The sequence below is a fragment of the Rhodoferax sp. OV413 genome, from assembly GCF_900104385.1.
Taxonomy (GTDB): domain Bacteria; phylum Pseudomonadota; class Gammaproteobacteria; order Burkholderiales; family Burkholderiaceae_C; genus Rhodoferax_B.
This window is the reverse complement of sequence record NZ_FNJA01000011.1, coordinates 61,051-77,328: the sequence shown is the minus strand read 5'-3', so window position 1 is coordinate 77,328 and position 16,278 is coordinate 61,051. Positions and strand designations below refer to the sequence as shown.

The following is a 16,278-nucleotide window of genomic DNA, read 5'->3' as shown; positions in this document are numbered from 1 at the left end:
CGGCTGACTCACCACTGCCACATCATCGAAACGGGCAACGAGTCCTACCGGTTCCGGCACAGCACGCACGAAGCCAAGGGGCGGATCAAAACGCGGGAACAAAGCCGGAAGGTGGCGGCTGGCCAGTCCGTCGAAAACGCGGAGGGGGCCTCGCCTGACGGCTCGGGAACAGACCAAACCAATGCAAGAAAAGGAGGCCCAACCGAGGCAGACGGCCTATAGTTATTCACAGTTGGCCTTCACGGAGGCCGCTCTAGCCCCTGGTCAATATTCGATTGGCACTGGTGGTCAAGATTGGATCGGCTCTAACAACCGGGCCTATCCGCCAAGAAATGTGCATCAAAATCTCCCTTGGCTCACGCAGTCCCATCGAATACCGAGCAAGCCTCGGACTTACGGCATAACCCAGTCCAGGAATTCTGCCGCACCCCCACCTGGTCAAATCTTGACCGCCAGTAACAAACTGTGGGTGGGGGAATTAAGCCTACCCGGTCACTGGACCGTTACAGCCAAAAACTCTCGCAACTCACTGGTCCGGCTGAACCGAGGCTTGAAGGTTCTATTTTCAAGCGGTTGCGTTTTGTCTGAATCCAGCATGCCCTGCACCTCTAGGTTCAAGAAGTAAATTTGAAGTGCTGCGGCGGTACGCGTGAACCCATTCGTTGACTTACTGCCATTCTCCATTTCAGTCCGGTCAGGCATTGCAATCAGCATCCAGTCCGCTGCTGTATGTCCACTAAACTGCTTATAGCCAATTCCAAACTTCATGAACAGAACCACTTGCCACGAATAGGGATGGTGCCCTACCGCCCACACATTTTTACCTTCAAGCGATTGATTGAAGAAATCTGACAAGGCAGTCGGAGCGAAGCCTAGTGCCGCACAGGCAACTGCAACACGGTCGACTTTATCCTGCGCTCCTAGCCAGTGCATGCTTTCTGTAGGGTCAGTTTTTTCGGCTTTCAACTTAGCAAGCTGTAATCGCGCCCACGGCAGCCGAGACTCAGCTTTCTTAAGTTTGACTGCAGCTTTGGTCAAGACATTCGGAATGGAGATTGGCCGGGCCTTAAGGCGCCAGCTGGAATTCTTCCAGCGTAACTCCTCCTTTAGTCTTGTTGTTTCCCAAGCTATCCTTCCATTAAGCAGCCATTTCCAACGTGCGGGGTCTGAAAGCAACCGCTCAAAGTCCACACTACCTATTCCAGCCGCAGGCAAGTCCGAAACATCGAACTCTGCGCACATGGACACTACCCGTCGAAGTTTTTCGACCTTCGCCTCTTCGACTGCGTGGGCATAGCGCACCTCAAGCGCAATTTTGGCCTGTGTATCCAGCTCGTAGTAAACGTCCGGCTGAACCTCCTCAAATCGCCGCTCCGCTTCAGCAAAAGCGATGTTCCAGGTTTCTGCTGGTACCTGCACGGTTGTATTCCAGGTCTTGCCAATCTCTTCAAACTGAACAGGGACAATTTTTACGGGAATCACCAACTGCTTCATTTTTGCAAATTCGTCTCGCACAAAGGCATGAAGCAATGTCATTGGTTGGGGGTTGCAATTGACGTCCTTCGCTCGATGCTGAAAATGCCACGCCTTCTTGCCCCCCAAATGTGCATGTAAAGCTCGCCCGCAGTCTGGGCATACGCAATTGCAGGGCAAACCCCGTTCAAGTTCACTGTCGAGGTCCCCAACGTGAATCAGTTGCCCCTCGCGACGTCCATAGCAGAAGTTCACCGTCACCGTGCAGTCCCTCTTAAGGCTAGCCGACGCTAAAAGCTTTCGGCGTCGCGAATTCCTTCAATTCTTGACCGCGCCTGCATGCCACCACATAAAGTACCTCAGCTTTATAGGGCACAACGCCGGAAGTGCTCTTGAAGGCCACTTTGCGTTTGGCGTAGCAAAGAGAAATATCCAGAGATTTAAGTACTTGGATGTGGGCATCCAGCTCATCGTAAATATCGAACTTATCGACTTCAGAGTACAGGTCATGACAATCCCGATATTCGTGGAAGTAGTCCGTCAGCGCAGCAAACTCTTCATCCGCCTCTCGCACTAACTCAAAGGCTGGAGAAAACAAATCCATCTGAGTTGTTTCAGCCAATTTAGCGAGCTCCTTCCCTGTAATCAGTGCCTGTGCTTTAAGCGTGATGTGGTCTTTCGCAAACTGTTCTTGCTGGGCTTTTTGCTCTTCCGCGTCCGGGATACTGATTGGCTTGTTAAAGGCATCGATATCCTCAAGTCCAAACGCCCGAGCCAAGGCCCGGCGAGTATCCGTGGAAGACGGCTCTCCTTTTTCCACTCGTTGAATAGTCCGAGTGGTTAGTCCCGAAATAGCGGAAAGCTGCTCCTGGGACCATTTCCTTAGTTCACGAAACAACTTGATGCAAAACGCCAATTCTTGCAATGTTGGCATTCGGGGGGACTTAGTTTGTTCAGCAGTGGTCATCTAAAGCTCCATCAGTGGTTGGTTGATGACGCAAGTGTTAATTTTTCGACAGAAAAAGAACACGACAGGAACACGACAGCACAACGACAAAGCGGTTCAACCGGTGTTACTGGCCAATAGCGGCCCTACTTCTGCCCGGTTTTCTAGAACTATGTGGTGAGCTATGGGACTTCCCCCGGTCAGCTGGTCTAACCCCAGGTGCTTCAGGGCATAGAACAGGAGTGCCTGCCGACACTCCAGCACCAATTTCCCCTCAGCCATCCCGTAGTCCAGCTCAATGACTCGCTGATGCCCCCCGGAAAGTTCGGGATTGGGCACCAGTACGAGCTTCACCACATTAGCCCACTGTTTGTCTTCCGTTGGCTCCACATAGGTGACGTCCGACGGCTCAATCTCCAGGATTCGAGCGATTACGAAATCTCGGTATTGGCTCCGCAAATGGCAGTAGACCCGCACGTGCCACCGAAATCCGTCGTGCGCGAGGGCATGGGGGGATACCGCTCTTGGCTGAAGTTCCTCTTGGGCCATTGACTGGTACAAGACTGAAACGGCGCGATGCTCGCGGATAGCTGCCACGAGAGCGGCCAAGGTATCGCTGTTGAGCAGCCTCCCCGGGGTGGGCACCAAGTCCATAGACGGCCGCCACCCCACAAAACTCGCCTCTGGCCCTAAAAGCCCTGTTTGAGTGGTCAACAGCTCATTCAAATACTGCGACGCATTGCTGCTTGCGTACAAGGCTTTGAAATTGGTGCTCGCAACGTAAACCCGCGCGCTCTTGTCATAGGCCATGTTGGCTGAGGCAAGTTCCAGGTACCTGGCAATATCCAAAGACGCCTGTGGGACCGATATCGAGAAATGCTTAGTCAGGTCCACCCGATTTAGCCGCCCCTCCCAACGCAGCCTGAAATCAATGAATTCAAGGCGTCGGTCCTGGCTCCATTTGGTTAAGGGACGGGGTTCGGCCACTGGTGGCACCGATTCAATTTTAGACATATGAAATTATTACACATCTAAATATTATCCGGCTATTTAATAACTGCGTATAATTAATAGTCACATGAAGAACATGCGATGAACCCGGGATAAGTTGCAAAGCGTTCATAACGACAAAGATAGCCAGGGAGCCACTTGTGAGCGCAAACGTCTTTTTTGAAGCCGAACGCCTGAAGTTTTTCAGGCCGCTGAATAGCTCTCGCCGCGAGCTGCTGGCTGCGTGTCTACGAACGCTGTTTGAGCGCTTGCACGGCCCCGCGGCCGACTACTCTCACAACCTGAACCGAGAGTCGCTCAAGGAATTGGTCCTACCCGTTGTTCGGGATTACCAAAACGCGGTGGACTCCGAGGATGGCCAGGACGAGTTCAACACAGCGGAAAGCACGGACCCCCAGCAATTAGCCACGGTGGTCATTCGCGTACTTCTGCGCGACGGCTGGCTGGAACAATTTCCAGACCGTCATGGGCTGGTCGTAGCATTCAGGTTTTCTCGTCCGGGCAAATTGTTTGCCGAGGCGTTTTGGTCGCTACACCGCCCCAGCCGAAGCCGCCAACGCAACATGCGAGGCTGCCGGAATGCCTTGAGCGCCGCCCTCGCTGACCGCGGAGACGCCCACGATTTGGTGGACGCTTACGAGTACGCCGAAAAGGTTATCGAAGACCTAACCGACGGTATCGACTACCTGCAGGAACGTATTCGCCACTTGATGCAGGAAGCCAGTACGCACAACCAATGGGATGACTTCGTAGAGTTCCTGGAGCGATTCCAGCGGGACTACTCCAAGCAGCTCACCACGGACAGTGCTACTTTGAACCGACAGGCAATTCGGCAGAACATTGAGGCCTTACGAATCCGCCTGTCGGACGCCAAATTCAATCGAATGGAAAGTCAGCTCAAGGACATCGCTCAATGGGCTGTCAAGGAGCACAACGGCCCCAGCGTTTTTGACTGGTTACTTGGACGGATAGAGGATTTGGTGAACGCAGCTTGCGACACTAAGCAACCCACCTTTGTGAAGTCAATGGAAACGTACATCCGCCGGGTAACGGGTCTAGTGCAACAGTCCATGACCCTTCGTACTGGGCAGAGCCGGCACGCCTACTTGGGTGTGATTGCCAACCTGGCCAAAAAGAATACTGAGACTCAGAACCGACTGCTTCAAACCATCGGGGAGCAGATTGCTTGTGTTGAAGTCCGGCTGCTCGACCCGTCAAGCTTCAAGTTGCGCTCTGCAACACAACGTCGCAAAGCAGCAACCATCTCCCTCAAGCCCATAGTGAGCCGAGAAGCACGTCTCGATGCCGCTTTACGCCGCGCAGAGTCCGAAGCGTTCGCTGTCGCAAATGACGAACTGGTAACAAATCTGCGCGCAGATATACGCCTGTTCCAGCACCCAGTTCGCCTCTCCTCCCAGCCGCTTCACACTGCCAAAGAACTCATCGGAAACATGCAAGCAGTCGAAGCCGTGCGCAGTACCAAGGACGGTGACCTGATTGCGAAGCGCCTGTCTCGTCGGGTGGAAAACGAGTACTACAGCGGGTTTGACTACGAATTTGACTTCAAAAAGAAGGATGTATGAGCCTCACTACTGAACTGCGTGAAAAATTGGCCGTAGTCAACCTTAGCATGGAGCGATTCCGGGAAATTCTGGTTCGCTTGCTGTCCTATGGTGTATTGGTCCGAGATGAGGACCAGAAAGAACAACTGCTGTATGACGATGCAAGGCGCATTGAGCCCCTTCTGTGCGAGTACCTGGAAGTCGCGGGCATGTTGCTTCACCACGACTCAAATGCGCAGTTTTACCGTCTGTATGGCCCAGGCGCAGTTGTGGACGGCCTGCCTGAAGATACGCTACCGCCCGCGCCCTCGTTGAAGGCTCGCCTCTCTGTTGACTTTGTGGCTGCCGCAATCGCATTGCGCTTCCTGTATCAAGAAAAACTGAATCAGGGGCTCATCGATAACCAGGCTGAAGCAATGGTCACTTTCGAAGATATCGCAGCCACAATGCAAACCCAGCTCAAGCGCCAACTCCCGGACGGCAACACAGCAAGGATGGACTTGCTGGGCGAACTTAAGCGACACCGACTTTTGCGGTTCGCGTCGACCTTTTCACCTGTAGATGAGGACGCATACCTCGCCATCAGACCGACGATTGTGGGCGTTGTAAGTAATGAAGCATTGAGTACCGCACTGGATGCAGACGGCGTCATTGAGCAAGTCACCCAGGTAGAGGAGTCCCAGCCATGAAGCTCGACAGCCTAATTTTGGTAAATTGGGGGCAAATGCACTCGGGCACCTTCCCCATGGGGGAAATGACGCTGTTCACCGGAGCAACTGGTGCGGGAAAATCCACAATGCTGGATGCCCTGCAAACTGTGATGACGGGGGCAAACAAGGACATCCTGAGCCTCAACCCCGGTCAGGATGAGGTTGCCCAAGGGCAGCGCAGCAAGAAAGTTGTGCGAGGGATTGAAGCGTATGCAGTCGGAGCGGAATTCAGTAATTTCTCCCGCAAGGACGGTGCACAGGCATATATGGCCGCGGTCTTTCGTCCAAGTGCAGGGGAAGAACACCTTAAGCCCTTCACAGCATTGGTCGGAGTGTCCGCGCGAGTTGAAGGCGCGGGAGATTCCCGCCAGGCAAAATTGGAAAGCTTGGCTCTGGTCATCATTGATGACGCCGTACTTACCCATGACGACTTCATTAAGGACCCAAAAACTGAGGAGTGCGTGGCAGTTGAACGCATTGCCAAACACTTGCAAACCAAGCACCCCCGCCTTATTGACTTCAACAACAAGAAGACGGACTACTTATGTGCGCTTTTTGGGCGATTCCGTGGGAAATCCAGTGTTACCAAGGAAGAAGCGACCAACGCTGCCAAGGCTTGGGTGAAGTCCATTGCTTCCAGAAAGATTGGGGATGTCCACGAATTGGTGCGAGATGAAATTCTGGAGTTTGATGCGAAGCAGCTCCAGCAGGACATTGACAGCATTAGTGGCCTGATGCGTCAGGTCAGCAATCTGCGGCAGGAAAGCATCAGGCTGCAGTCCAACGTGACCCGGCTTACCGAACTTCAGAACGCAATTTTGGAAGCGTGCGAAGCCCACGAGGCCCACATAACTCAGGGCTTCTTTGTGGCGAACTTGCAGCTACGCAGCGACGATGCTGCCATTGCCGCCCATCAGCTTCAAATCGCAAATGCGGACCAAGAAACAGACGAAAACGGTGGAAAAATTCTTGCGTGGAAACTCCGTGTAAAAGCGCTTGATGAGCAACGCATAGCGCTCAGTGCGAGGCTGCAAGGTATCCCTGTTCATAATCAGAAACAGGAGCTTGATGCCACGCTCGCGAAGGCCATTGCCGAGGCAAACGCTATCTTGAAGACGCTGAGCGACTCCTTGACGGCAGCAGCTCAGCTCGAAGGCGCAGCAAAGGCATTGATTTCGCGACAAGTACCCGAGGGTTGCGACGACTTGTCCAACTCTATTCAACGAGTGGCTGAGGCCTATGCCAAAACAGACTTCACGCGACTAGCAACGTGCCATGAGCGTATCCAGGAAGTTTCGGCCCTGGAAGAACTCAATGTCGGCCGCCTGTACGAGTTAGTTCAAGCATTTTCGGGAGTCAATCAGGGAATTGACGCAATTTACGACTCCTTGGTAGGTCCCAACCAGAGCGTATCTCTGTCGCTGGCGTCTCAATTTACCGTGTCGGCGACGCTCAAAAATCGCGCAGATGAATTGGTCGGCGAACTAGGTCGAAAAAGAGGCCGGCTGAGCCAAGGACAGGTAACGTACCCTCGCATCACCCAAGCGGCACTTCGTCTGTTGAAAGAGCAATTTCCGGCGGCAAACGTGCAAGTCCTCTGCGACTTGATAGAGCCAAAATCAGAGAAGTCTGACTCCTGGCAGCAGGCTATTGAAGGCTATATGGGCGGCACTCGCTTCAACTTGGTGGTGGGAGTGGATTTTGAACGGGACTGCGTGGACTATTTGAAATCGCGGGATGTCCATGCGACGGTGGTCCAGGGTGCCCTCTGTCTGAAGAAGGAGTCCAGGCTGACGATTGAAGCCGACTCCATCGTTCAAGAGCTGCGCACCGCGAATCCGATTGCACAAGCTTATCTAGCCTCCCAATATGGCGGGGTAAAGAAGGTCGCAGATATCGAAACCCTGAGGAGTACCCCGCGAGGGGTTACGAAGGATGGAGTTGCATCAGGTGGGCACTCCATGTTCCTCTGCGAAAAAGTAGAGCCCGTATTTGGCCAAAGAGCTCGAGTTCAAGCCCTGGAGCGTGCAGAGCGGGACCTCAAAGTCGCGGAAGCTGAGGCGCACCGCCTTGAAAATATTCAGAAAAAATTGGCTGAAATTAAGGCGTCTCTTCAGTGGCTAAAACAGCCTCACTTTGATGCAAGCTCCCTGCGTGAGCAGGCCAATTTGATTGAGAAGACTCGTGAGACCTTGAGCAGCTTGGACATCACCGAAGTCAAAGAGCTTCAAGACAAGCTCGCTGGCAAGGTGGAGGAAATTCTGAACCTGCAGGATTTCATTACGATTGCTGAAAAGCGAATTGGCGCGTTGGACGAAGTAGTACAGAACGCAAACAAAGCCATCAGGGACGTTACGGCAAACAAGCAAGAGCATTTGCGAGAATTTGAAAACCAAATCCAACGTATGAAACGGCTGATTGAGGACAATTCAAGCCTTGAGTACGCAGTGCTAAAGGCTGCCGTTGAAAGGAAGCTGCAGCAAGATACTGAGCCCCTAGCAAATGCTCGCAGGACTCTTGGTGAACTCGCAATGAAGCCCTCAGGGCTGTTGGCCACAGCACGGGAGGCTTTGTTTGACTACAACAGCCAAGCAAAGTCTGACGAGCGGTTTGTACAAGCCTTTACGCAGCATTCGGACGCGCAGTCTTTTGAAACCAGCTACGCGTCTTTGGTCAAACTTTCTCAGGCAGTGGTTACGACGCTTCAGGGCCTGCAGGGTGTTGGTCTGTACAACAACCGACTGGAACTAGACAACGCAGTGAAGTCATTTCATGACGTTTTTACCAAGCAGTTTTGCGTGGAAATCAAGACACGGGTGGATGAGGGAATTCGCACCTTGCGCCAGCTCAATGTCGAACTTAAGAATCTGAAATTTGGGATAAGTAGCTACAGTCTCGACTGGTCTCAATGGGAACCGGAGTTTGCAGAGTACCTGGACTTCTTCGAGGCGGTAACCTTGTTAGCGGACTCTGCCGAGCCCATGGACTTGTTCGGTGAGACCAAGCTGAGTGATAAGCATGTGAAAATCCGAGACCGGCTGGTTCAGCTTCTTCTGGACGACAACCATGAGCGTGCGACCAAGGACTTGCTGCGCATCGCGGACTACCGAAATTACCGTCGCTACGACATCATCAATGAAACCACTAGCGGGGGACGTATGAAGCTCTCGGAGTGGGCAACAGGCTCGGGTGGGCAGTTAGAAACTCCCGCCTACATCGTGCGCGCCGCGGTGTTAACCAACCGCTTGAAGCTCTTCGAAAAAGGCCCCAGCCTCCGGCTTTTGGTCAACGACGAGTCCTTCGCTCGGATGGACGATGCCCATGCTCGGGCAGTCCTGGAGTTCATGCGCGATAAACTGGATTTGCAAGTTCTGAGCGCAATGCCTACACAGAAGTCCAACGCTCTCCGCAATGAATTCAACCGGGAATACAGTTTCACGCGCTTAACGCCCGTTGCAAACGGAGAACTTGACTTCATTACGGATTGTGACGAACGCATTTTGAAACCAGACAAGATGCGCGAACTGTGGGAACGCCAACGTCAGATTGCTCGCGAGAAGGCCAAGCAGTTGTTTGACTCCGCTAATCCCGTGGAGGAAACCGCCGAGATTAAGGTAGCTGGCGAATGATGGAGTTCTCCCCTTTGTTGCGAGTCCCCGGTATTCAGACCCTGCTGAACATGCTTGTTGACAGGCTCGACAGCGCTGAAGCCCGTGGCAGCGCGAGCGCGCAAACAGTCGCACTCAATAACGCCACATGGCCAGCGCTGTACCAAGCCTCCATGGAGTCTGACAAAGAGCATCTTTGGGAACAGTTCCTTCAACTGGTTAAAGCGGGTTGGCTCCAAGTGACGCCTGTGACCGCGGCGCGGTCAATTGCTGGATATGACAAGCAACCCCGAGTAAAGGTTTTGGACGTTGAAGCGGTACGAAAGGTTACCGGACGTCCGGCACGGCCCAAGACGCCTGTGGAGCGCTGGCGGGAGGCCATTGATGCCAACCTCGATGCATCTGCCGAGGTTAAGAAGGCTGCGGGGGAATATTGCATTGATATGCCAGACCGCAGCATGGCCGAGGTCGTGGCTAAGCTCAATACTTTAAAGAACTTGGCAGGAAGCCCGCTCTTGCTGCGGGAGGTTTCTTGCCGGTTGTTCTGGGGAATGTCGAAGGTCTTGGACAATCGGACGGGTTTAGTGGCCACACTGTTGGGCACCGACGAATGCCCCTTCCCTGAGTCGCCAATCCAGCTGCAGGTCTACCTTCCGCAGGGAGGCTTCAACGGAGTTCTCTTCATCGAAAACCAAATGAATTTTGAGCAAGGCGTGCGCTCAACCAATCCAGTCTTCGCCAAATTGGCGTTAGTCTATGCCTCGGGATTCAAGGGTAGCGCGGCTCGGCTTCGTAATCGTGAAACGGTGTCTTTGTACTTCTCCCACAGGGGTGAGCTGGGTGGGAACCGTGCAGACTACTTTGACAGCTGGTTGTTCACAAAGAACATCGCGATACCGGTTTGGTTCTGGGGTGATTTGGACTGGTCAGGTATGCGCATTTTGGCTGCATTGCGGAATAACTTCCCAGAAATGCAGGCTTGGCAACCCGGTTACAACCCTATGCTTCAAAGTTTGCGTGAGGGCCATGGGCACTCCCCGGAAGCAGCCGACAAGAAGGGGCAAAGGCCACTGGAGACGGTGGGCTGCCCATATTCCGACGGCCAACTGCTGGCTGCGCTAAAGGCACTGGGTAAGTTCGTGGACCAGGAGCAGTTTGGACTTTAGAGCGACTGCAGTCAGCCGTAAAGTGACAAGTTGGGTGTCCATGGTGTCGCCAACGCCAATTTGGCCAGCCCTGCAAATTTTCATTGGCCAGGGTTCATGGTCCTGCTGCCCCAGAAAGATTCAAAATTCTTTGCACTTTGCTTGACCACTAATTTCTGATACCAGCTCTAAATTGCCCCGCGTCGCCAGTACTTCGGTAACTTCCCTAAATTCTTGCGAAATGAGCCTGGGAGCAGCCTTCCTCGCAAACAAGGAAGCCCCTGCCCCTTTCCGCGCGCAGTTCCCAGGCCACGTTGGAGAACGCAATTTGTCCATACTGTCGCATCACCATGGAGTAAAAACGTGCAAATAGCTTTGGAAAAACTCTTTTACCTAAGCCAGCACGGGCTTCGCAAGGCACCGCTTGTGTAACCAAGGCTACTTACCGCCCTAAAGGGCAACTTTTGTTGCAGTCTAATGATGATGTGCATAAAGGTTCGCTATGCCACAATAGAGCGGCTCAAACAATTTTTATATTTTTTATACTAATGCGATTTTTTTATACAGTGTTCTCAGTCCTAGTCGTTACCGCCTGCACTCAAACCACCGACCGGCCTATCGGCGTAAATTACGTCTTGAATTCAAATCCAGAAATTCTTATAAATCACAACGATGACAAGTGGCACATCTATACTAACCAAGACTACAAAAATGATGCAGCGAGTATTTCGGTGTTGAGCAATGACGTACCCGCATTGATGGGGCTTCCAATTACAGTAACGATTTCCAATTCCGAAAAAATTGAACTTCCCGCGACTTTCAACTTAACCCATTTCGAAGGAATTCGTGCGAAATGCTTGGATTGTCCAGACGGAAAGCAATCATGGGAAGTTCACTACCCGAAATAGGGAAGTAACCCACTCAACAAAAGTTAAGGACTTTTCTAAGCGGATTGATTGAAGATTGGATGCTGGGATATGGATTGGGCCGTTAATCGAAAGTAATCTTCCATACCAAAACCTAGAGTAGTTGACCGCATCAAAAGAGCCATCTTCCCTAGGGGTCCCTGCAGCGATAATTAGGCAATTCTTCTGTCGTTTCAATTTGTGGTCATATTCCGAAACATTGTCTCCAAATACTACGCTTTGCATTGCGCACGAAAATGCCTCTTCGGTCGTTTCAGAATTTCGTAAGTTTAATACGTATCGGTCATGAGGAAATTTTGTTGTCTGAGAGAAGTCGCTGAGCACCATGCCAATTGCAATACCTAAGGCGATGAAAGCAGACGCAGAGAAAAGTTTTTTTATTGGCATAGTTTTTTAGGTTAAGTAAATTAAGACATATAGCCAATTTATTTATCTTGACCTGTTGGCGCCAACTCCAGAATGACCAGGAGCGCCAGAAAGATGATGACCATCCCGAGTTCTTGCACAACTAAGCAGGATTCACCTTTCCTGATGGACAAGCACGGTCAGCTGACATCGGCTCAAGCGCGCTCAACTGGTCAATTCAACTCCGGCACAAACACTCGGAAACCAGGGAGCTCCTTGTCGCCCGGGCTATGACCGTCCGCTCAACGCTGCACAGGCGAACTAAGTGGTGGGGGGGGGACTATGGCCCCTTGAGTTTTCTTGTCGCTTTCTGCTCGGCCCTTTTAACCGCGGCTGTAGCCCTTGTCGCCGCCAGTTTAGTCAAGTGAATGGATAGATTTTCTAAAGTTATTTCTTTTGAAATTGATTTACCCTGAGAATTCGTTTCTCTAGCAAGAACTACGACAGATTTATCATCCGCGCCAGTGACGGTTTTAAGCAGCCACTTCACATACCGAATGAAGTCCGCTGCCCGAACACAATGACCGGGAGGATTTCCAAAAAACGCATCGGCAAATACTTCAGCATCGAATGGTGAAGATTTGTTCAACGCGACGCACGTACTTGGCCAACTATCAACGCAGACTACATCGCGGTATGGCTGAAGCATCGACAAGCCAGTCGCACTATCACGCCATGCAATCTTGTGACATTTGGCATGCAACTCTGCCATCGCACTATTAGTGACCAACCCCTCGCACAGTCTCTTGACTCTTTCCGCCTTATCCTTGGCCTCAGTGGACAATTGGTCTTCACTCCACTTCGATTCGACGATAGCGAAGTAGTCAGCTGCAGCGAATATATCGTCAGCGAGCACTTTTCTATCTTGGGGACCAAGCGGATAAGCATTGAATTGCCCGCCTGCTTTGCGCGCCTTGTCTCGCAAAATTTCCTTGAGGACCTCAATACCCGCAGCTTCGTTTTGACCCATTGCCCTTGAAAGTGTTACTCACACCTGTAGTTATTGCTACGAATTATGCGGCCTAGGTCGACTGAAAGTTGTGCCAATCACTGGAGAATCTCGAAAGGCTGCGGCATAACACCGGCCCAGAAGCGCACCGCTGCGATGCCGGACCCATCGATGCCGAACTGATTGTGGATATCGACGTCGTTATGGCATCCGCCGAGGTCATAAGCCCAGTAGCAGATGATGCTCGGTCCAATCTAGATGGGCCCCCAATTCGGTAATTGACCAGAACGAAGTGAGCTATAGCGGACTTCCAGTTTGGCCGACACGAGTCAGGTGGGCACTTGTGCAGTAATCATCATCCAGTCCGACACCATGTCCAGACATCCCAGAGTTCATGGCTGGCAGCGCAGACCTCACATAGGTTGTGGATGCCTGACTTTCAACTATGATTCTTGCGGTCCCAATGGCAGTATTCATCGACTTCGAATTACAGAAATTTCGACTCACCCGAATCACCATTAGGTGTTATCGAACGAATACCTGCGATATACCAACAAACTCCTTCTTTATTTTCTTTGTTCTTTGGCTCGAATTTCCACGGAGATTTTTTACACATTTCTGGATTTCCTTCTGCCAATTCCACGTGACACGCCCCTGAGAAAGGACATTTCGTTTCTTTCAGAAACTTCGTTGCTACGATACGTCCACTCGAAGTGAAATGTTGCTTCACAAAGTGAATGGCTGAGCACAGGACAATAAACCAAATAATATCTTCATTTGATGAATTTGCCAAACCATTTCGATTACCACGATAATCCACTACTGCAGTGCCATCAGCCTTTTCTTGAACGATGACGTTTTCAGCAAGAGAGCATGATATTTCCAAGAATGTTTGTGAAGTCAGATTTTTCCGCAAAAAAAGTGCTTCAAGACATGGATTTTTCATTCGCTGCTTTGCGGCGTCTTTTATTCTTGACAAATAATTTTCAAACGGAACTTCCAGTTTATCGGTATGGGCATAGAATTCCCTGAGAATATTTATTTCCCCTTCAAATTCTCCTTCAACATACGATTCAAAATTCCCCATAAGACCACGTAGATATTCTTCGAACTTCTCACCACTTTTCCTAAGTGCAAGACATGCATCTACAAACCCCTGAGACGGCGAGTAATGCATAAGTGCGGCATTACCAACACTTATCCTCTCTAACGGAGTGGTTGGGCGTCCAACAAGGTAATCTACCAATGGTTCATAGGTCAAATATGGAAATATTGGCGTTCGGTCATCAATGACCTTCTTTAAGTCACCTCTCTTTTCCCACAGCTCGCGCTCTACTTCATACGCGACCCCCTCCGTAATAAAATTAAGCCCGATTTTCAAAATTCCATCAACCGTCCTGCACCCTAACCTTCCTGATATGGTCACTTGATAAGCAAAGGATTTCGGAAAATAATTCTGGGTGTAACTTTGCAGATGAGAAATATTCCAAAATAATTTGGAAATTTCATTTTTATCACTTACATTTTTTTCAAATGACCCAAGAATGAAATTTAGATTTTTGATGAAAAATCCAATATTATCTCCCTGAGTTGATTCATCACTGGATTTTCCAACCCCTTTTTTTTCCTCTATGAGAAATTGCGCCGCCGTAAAAACAGCCGCGTTAGCGAGAAAAGCCGCACGAATACCGGCTGTTGTTGATATGTTATGCAGATAATGTACAAATTCATGCACATGGGTTGGAATAGCTGAAGGACATGAATCCTCGTCGACCGGGAATAGGTCCGCTAAACTAGAGAACCGCGTAAAAAAACTACTCGTACTATATACACCGAGAGTGGCAGAGGAGAATTGCTCATCACTTGTCAAAAGTGTCATTGGTTAGAGAAAAATAATTATTCAAAAAATCTACGAGGTCAGTTTCGATGTCTTATGCGGTCAACTTTGATTTCAACTCAACGTGAGTGGCCGCAACCGTGCTCAAGGTGACCGATGTTTGGTGTATCTTGTCCTACCCTGCTCCTGTTAAGGATTACTCTTCATCCTGTTCGGTCGAACCATCCTCAAAACTAATGAAGGCTGGCACGCGTAGCGTAGGCATCCCATCAATTCTGATGAATAGGCCATTTATATCGTGTAGGCTCTCCACATGACGCCAGTTAAATTTTCTAGAGCGGCGCGTCCCCCACAGTTCGATTAAGAGGTGCATTAATGAAAGAGGTGGCCGCTGCAACACCGGTATCCGGAGACATCGCACTTCGCTTCTTAGCACTCTGTCAGTTTCGTCGACTTGGCAAGGTCCAATTGGATATCGACTGTTACGGCCAAGAAAAATTTGACCACTTCGGGCTGGTTCAGCGGAAGACGGATTGACCAGCTGTCCCCTGTTAAACGCCTTTCCTGACGCGCGTTGCCGCCGCACTCGGCTGGTCAATCCCAAGCTGGCATACGTGGTGATATCGACGTCGGTGCCAACAGCTAGCTGTTGATTCCTCGCCCAGCATCGGTCATCCGGCGCTGGGCGTTTTCCTGGTCAAGAGCTATGCCTTCGTTATCAACTAAGGCAGCGACATCAGCCGCTATTCGGGCGAATCCTAGTTTCGCTTCTCCAGGAACCAGCGTCGGCGGTGCCATTCCAGGTATTTGACGTGTTCTGGCTCAGGTGAGAGCCGGAGGCTTGAGTCGAGAGCGAGAGCAGTGCGAACCTTTCCTGACAGCTCTTTGGCGACGAGCATCACTCCTTCATTCGTGAAGGAAATAAAACCTCTATCGAATAACGCATCGTAGTGCGGGGTCAGCAATAGCCCATTGAATCCGTCGAGCTTTTCTTTATCAGTAGACTTGGACCAAGGTTTGATGTGGGAAGCGATGAGCAGGCGGGGCTCCTCGCAGCCGGTCAGGCAACAGCGGCTATCCCAACATGCAAGCACACTAGCACGATACCGCCCTTGACCGACCCGCGAGTCCCGGAGAGCCTTTTTTGTGGTCGCCGAGCGGTTCGGGTCGCTTTCGATTGAAGCTAAGTCCCGCTCTTCAAGCTCGTATTCGACCTCGGGCGTGAGCCAGTAACTTCGCGCACCCCTGGCCAGGGCGTCGATTCCAAGGCGCTTGCAGTACGCCACGTAGAAAGCTTCTAGCTCGGCGTCCGCAGAATTGCTGCCACCAAAAATCCTGCCAATTGCGGGGTTCGTGAGCTTGCCGTCTCTTCCGGCGTTGGCAGCGTGCTTTGCAAGAGTATTTGCGGCATAGCCCACGAATCTGGAGGGCGCGAACGCCATACCCTCGGGCGTCAAGTAAGGGACAAAACACCTCCCCCTTCGTATCAGGTCGCGAAAGTAGGCATGGTCCGTTCCATCGCTCCGCCGGACACGTTCTAATTCGGCAATGTTTTCTTGAATTTGCTCGAAGGTGGTCACTAGGTCCATCGAAAAGTTGCTCAAGGTTAATGAAGGAACTTGCACAGAAGGTATCACCAAGCAGACCGAGCCGGGAATTCCACCCTAAATTCTCCTGCGCAGCAGCTCGCCATGGAGGTCAATCGG

The 16,278-nt window shown here is 51.3% G+C and carries 10 protein-coding genes and 1 pseudogene; 5 read left to right on the top strand and 6 right to left on the bottom strand.

From position 1 onward, the window contains the following. Positions 1–222 (top strand): annotated as a pseudogene (locus tag BLT66_RS26990) (ATP-binding protein); the annotation flags it as partial. A 270-nt stretch (positions 223–492) separates the two neighbouring features. Here BLT66_RS26990 and BLT66_RS25195 read toward each other — a convergent pair. The 3 genes from BLT66_RS25195 to BLT66_RS25185 form a co-directional block, all read right to left on the bottom strand. Continuing rightward, positions 493–1,536 (bottom strand): hypothetical protein, encoded by a 1,044-nt coding sequence (locus BLT66_RS25195; protein WP_092762509.1) that lies wholly within the window; start codon positions 1,534–1,536, stop codon positions 493–495. Positions 1,537–1,753: 217 nt separating this feature from the next. Then, positions 1,754–2,440, bottom strand: a complete 687-nt coding sequence (locus tag BLT66_RS25190; protein ID WP_092762507.1) for a helix-turn-helix domain-containing protein — start codon at positions 2,438–2,440, stop codon at positions 1,754–1,756. 96 nt (positions 2,441–2,536) lie between these two features. Next, positions 2,537–3,433, bottom strand: coding sequence for a helix-turn-helix transcriptional regulator (locus tag BLT66_RS25185; RefSeq protein ID WP_092762505.1), 897 nt, complete (start codon positions 3,431–3,433; stop codon positions 2,537–2,539). Positions 3,434–3,570: 137 nt separating this feature from the next. Here BLT66_RS25185 and BLT66_RS25180 point away from each other — a divergent pair, with 137 nt between their 5' ends. Genes BLT66_RS25180 through BLT66_RS26895 form a run of 4 tightly spaced genes read left to right on the top strand, consistent with a single transcriptional unit; the run spans position 3,571 to position 10,476 of the window. Next, positions 3,571–5,013, top strand: a complete 1,443-nt coding sequence (locus BLT66_RS25180; protein WP_092762503.1) for a Wadjet anti-phage system protein JetA family protein — start codon at positions 3,571–3,573, stop codon at positions 5,011–5,013. Beyond that, positions 5,010–5,681, top strand: a complete 672-nt coding sequence (locus BLT66_RS25175; protein WP_092762501.1) for a DUF4194 domain-containing protein — start codon at positions 5,010–5,012, stop codon at positions 5,679–5,681. Before BLT66_RS25180 ends, BLT66_RS25175 begins: the two co-directional genes overlap by 4 nt. Beyond that, positions 5,678–9,331 (top strand): SbcC/MukB-like Walker B domain-containing protein, encoded by a 3,654-nt coding sequence (locus tag BLT66_RS25170; RefSeq protein ID WP_092762499.1) that lies wholly within the window; start codon positions 5,678–5,680, stop codon positions 9,329–9,331. The genes BLT66_RS25175 and BLT66_RS25170 overlap by 4 nt, the downstream gene beginning before the upstream one ends. After that, the gene (locus tag BLT66_RS26895) at positions 9,328–10,476 is read left to right on the top strand and encodes a Wadjet anti-phage system protein JetD domain-containing protein (protein ID WP_255407084.1); all 1,149 of its coding nucleotides are present in this window, start codon (positions 9,328–9,330) and stop codon (positions 10,474–10,476) included. Before BLT66_RS25170 ends, BLT66_RS26895 begins: the two co-directional genes overlap by 4 nt. Positions 10,477–12,066: 1,590 nt before the next feature. On the opposite strand, the gene BLT66_RS26625 is transcribed toward BLT66_RS26895, so the two are convergent. The 3 genes from BLT66_RS26625 to BLT66_RS25155 form a co-directional block, all read right to left on the bottom strand. Next, the gene (locus tag BLT66_RS26625; RefSeq protein ID WP_143029295.1) at positions 12,067–12,756 is read right to left on the bottom strand and encodes a hypothetical protein; all 690 of its coding nucleotides are present in this window, start codon (positions 12,754–12,756) and stop codon (positions 12,067–12,069) included. A 466-nt stretch (positions 12,757–13,222) separates the two neighbouring features. After that, complete coding sequence (locus BLT66_RS26620) at positions 13,223–14,614, bottom strand: hypothetical protein (RefSeq protein ID WP_143029294.1); 1,392 nt, start codon at positions 14,612–14,614, stop codon at positions 13,223–13,225. 716 nt (positions 14,615–15,330) lie between these two features. Continuing rightward, complete coding sequence (locus BLT66_RS25155; protein ID WP_092762495.1) at positions 15,331–16,161, bottom strand: HNH endonuclease; 831 nt, start codon at positions 16,159–16,161, stop codon at positions 15,331–15,333. Positions 16,162–16,278: the final 117 nt, after the last annotated feature.

Bases quoted from the DNA above. Each gene is read 5' to 3' on its own strand.
- BLT66_RS25185 (WP_092762505.1), bottom strand. From the start codon at position 3,433: ATGTCTAAAATTGAATCGGTGCCACCAGTGGCCGAACCCCGTCCCTTA.
- BLT66_RS26620 (WP_143029294.1), bottom strand. From the start codon at position 14,614: ATGACACTTTTGACAAGTGATGAGCAATTCTCCTCTGCCACTCTCGGT.
- BLT66_RS25175 (WP_092762501.1), top strand. From the start codon at position 5,010: ATGAGCCTCACTACTGAACTGCGTGAAAAATTGGCCGTAGTCAACCTT.
- BLT66_RS25155 (WP_092762495.1), bottom strand. From the start codon at position 16,161: ATGGACCTAGTGACCACCTTCGAGCAAATTCAAGAAAACATTGCCGAA.
- BLT66_RS25195 (WP_092762509.1), bottom strand. From the start codon at position 1,536: ATGACATTGCTTCATGCCTTTGTGCGAGACGAATTTGCAAAAATGAAG.
- BLT66_RS26895 (WP_255407084.1), top strand. From the start codon at position 9,328: ATGATGGAGTTCTCCCCTTTGTTGCGAGTCCCCGGTATTCAGACCCTG.
- BLT66_RS25190 (WP_092762507.1), bottom strand. From the start codon at position 2,440: ATGACCACTGCTGAACAAACTAAGTCCCCCCGAATGCCAACATTGCAA.
- BLT66_RS25170 (WP_092762499.1), top strand. From the start codon at position 5,678: ATGAAGCTCGACAGCCTAATTTTGGTAAATTGGGGGCAAATGCACTCG.
- BLT66_RS26625 (WP_143029295.1), bottom strand. From the start codon at position 12,756: ATGGGTCAAAACGAAGCTGCGGGTATTGAGGTCCTCAAGGAAATTTTG.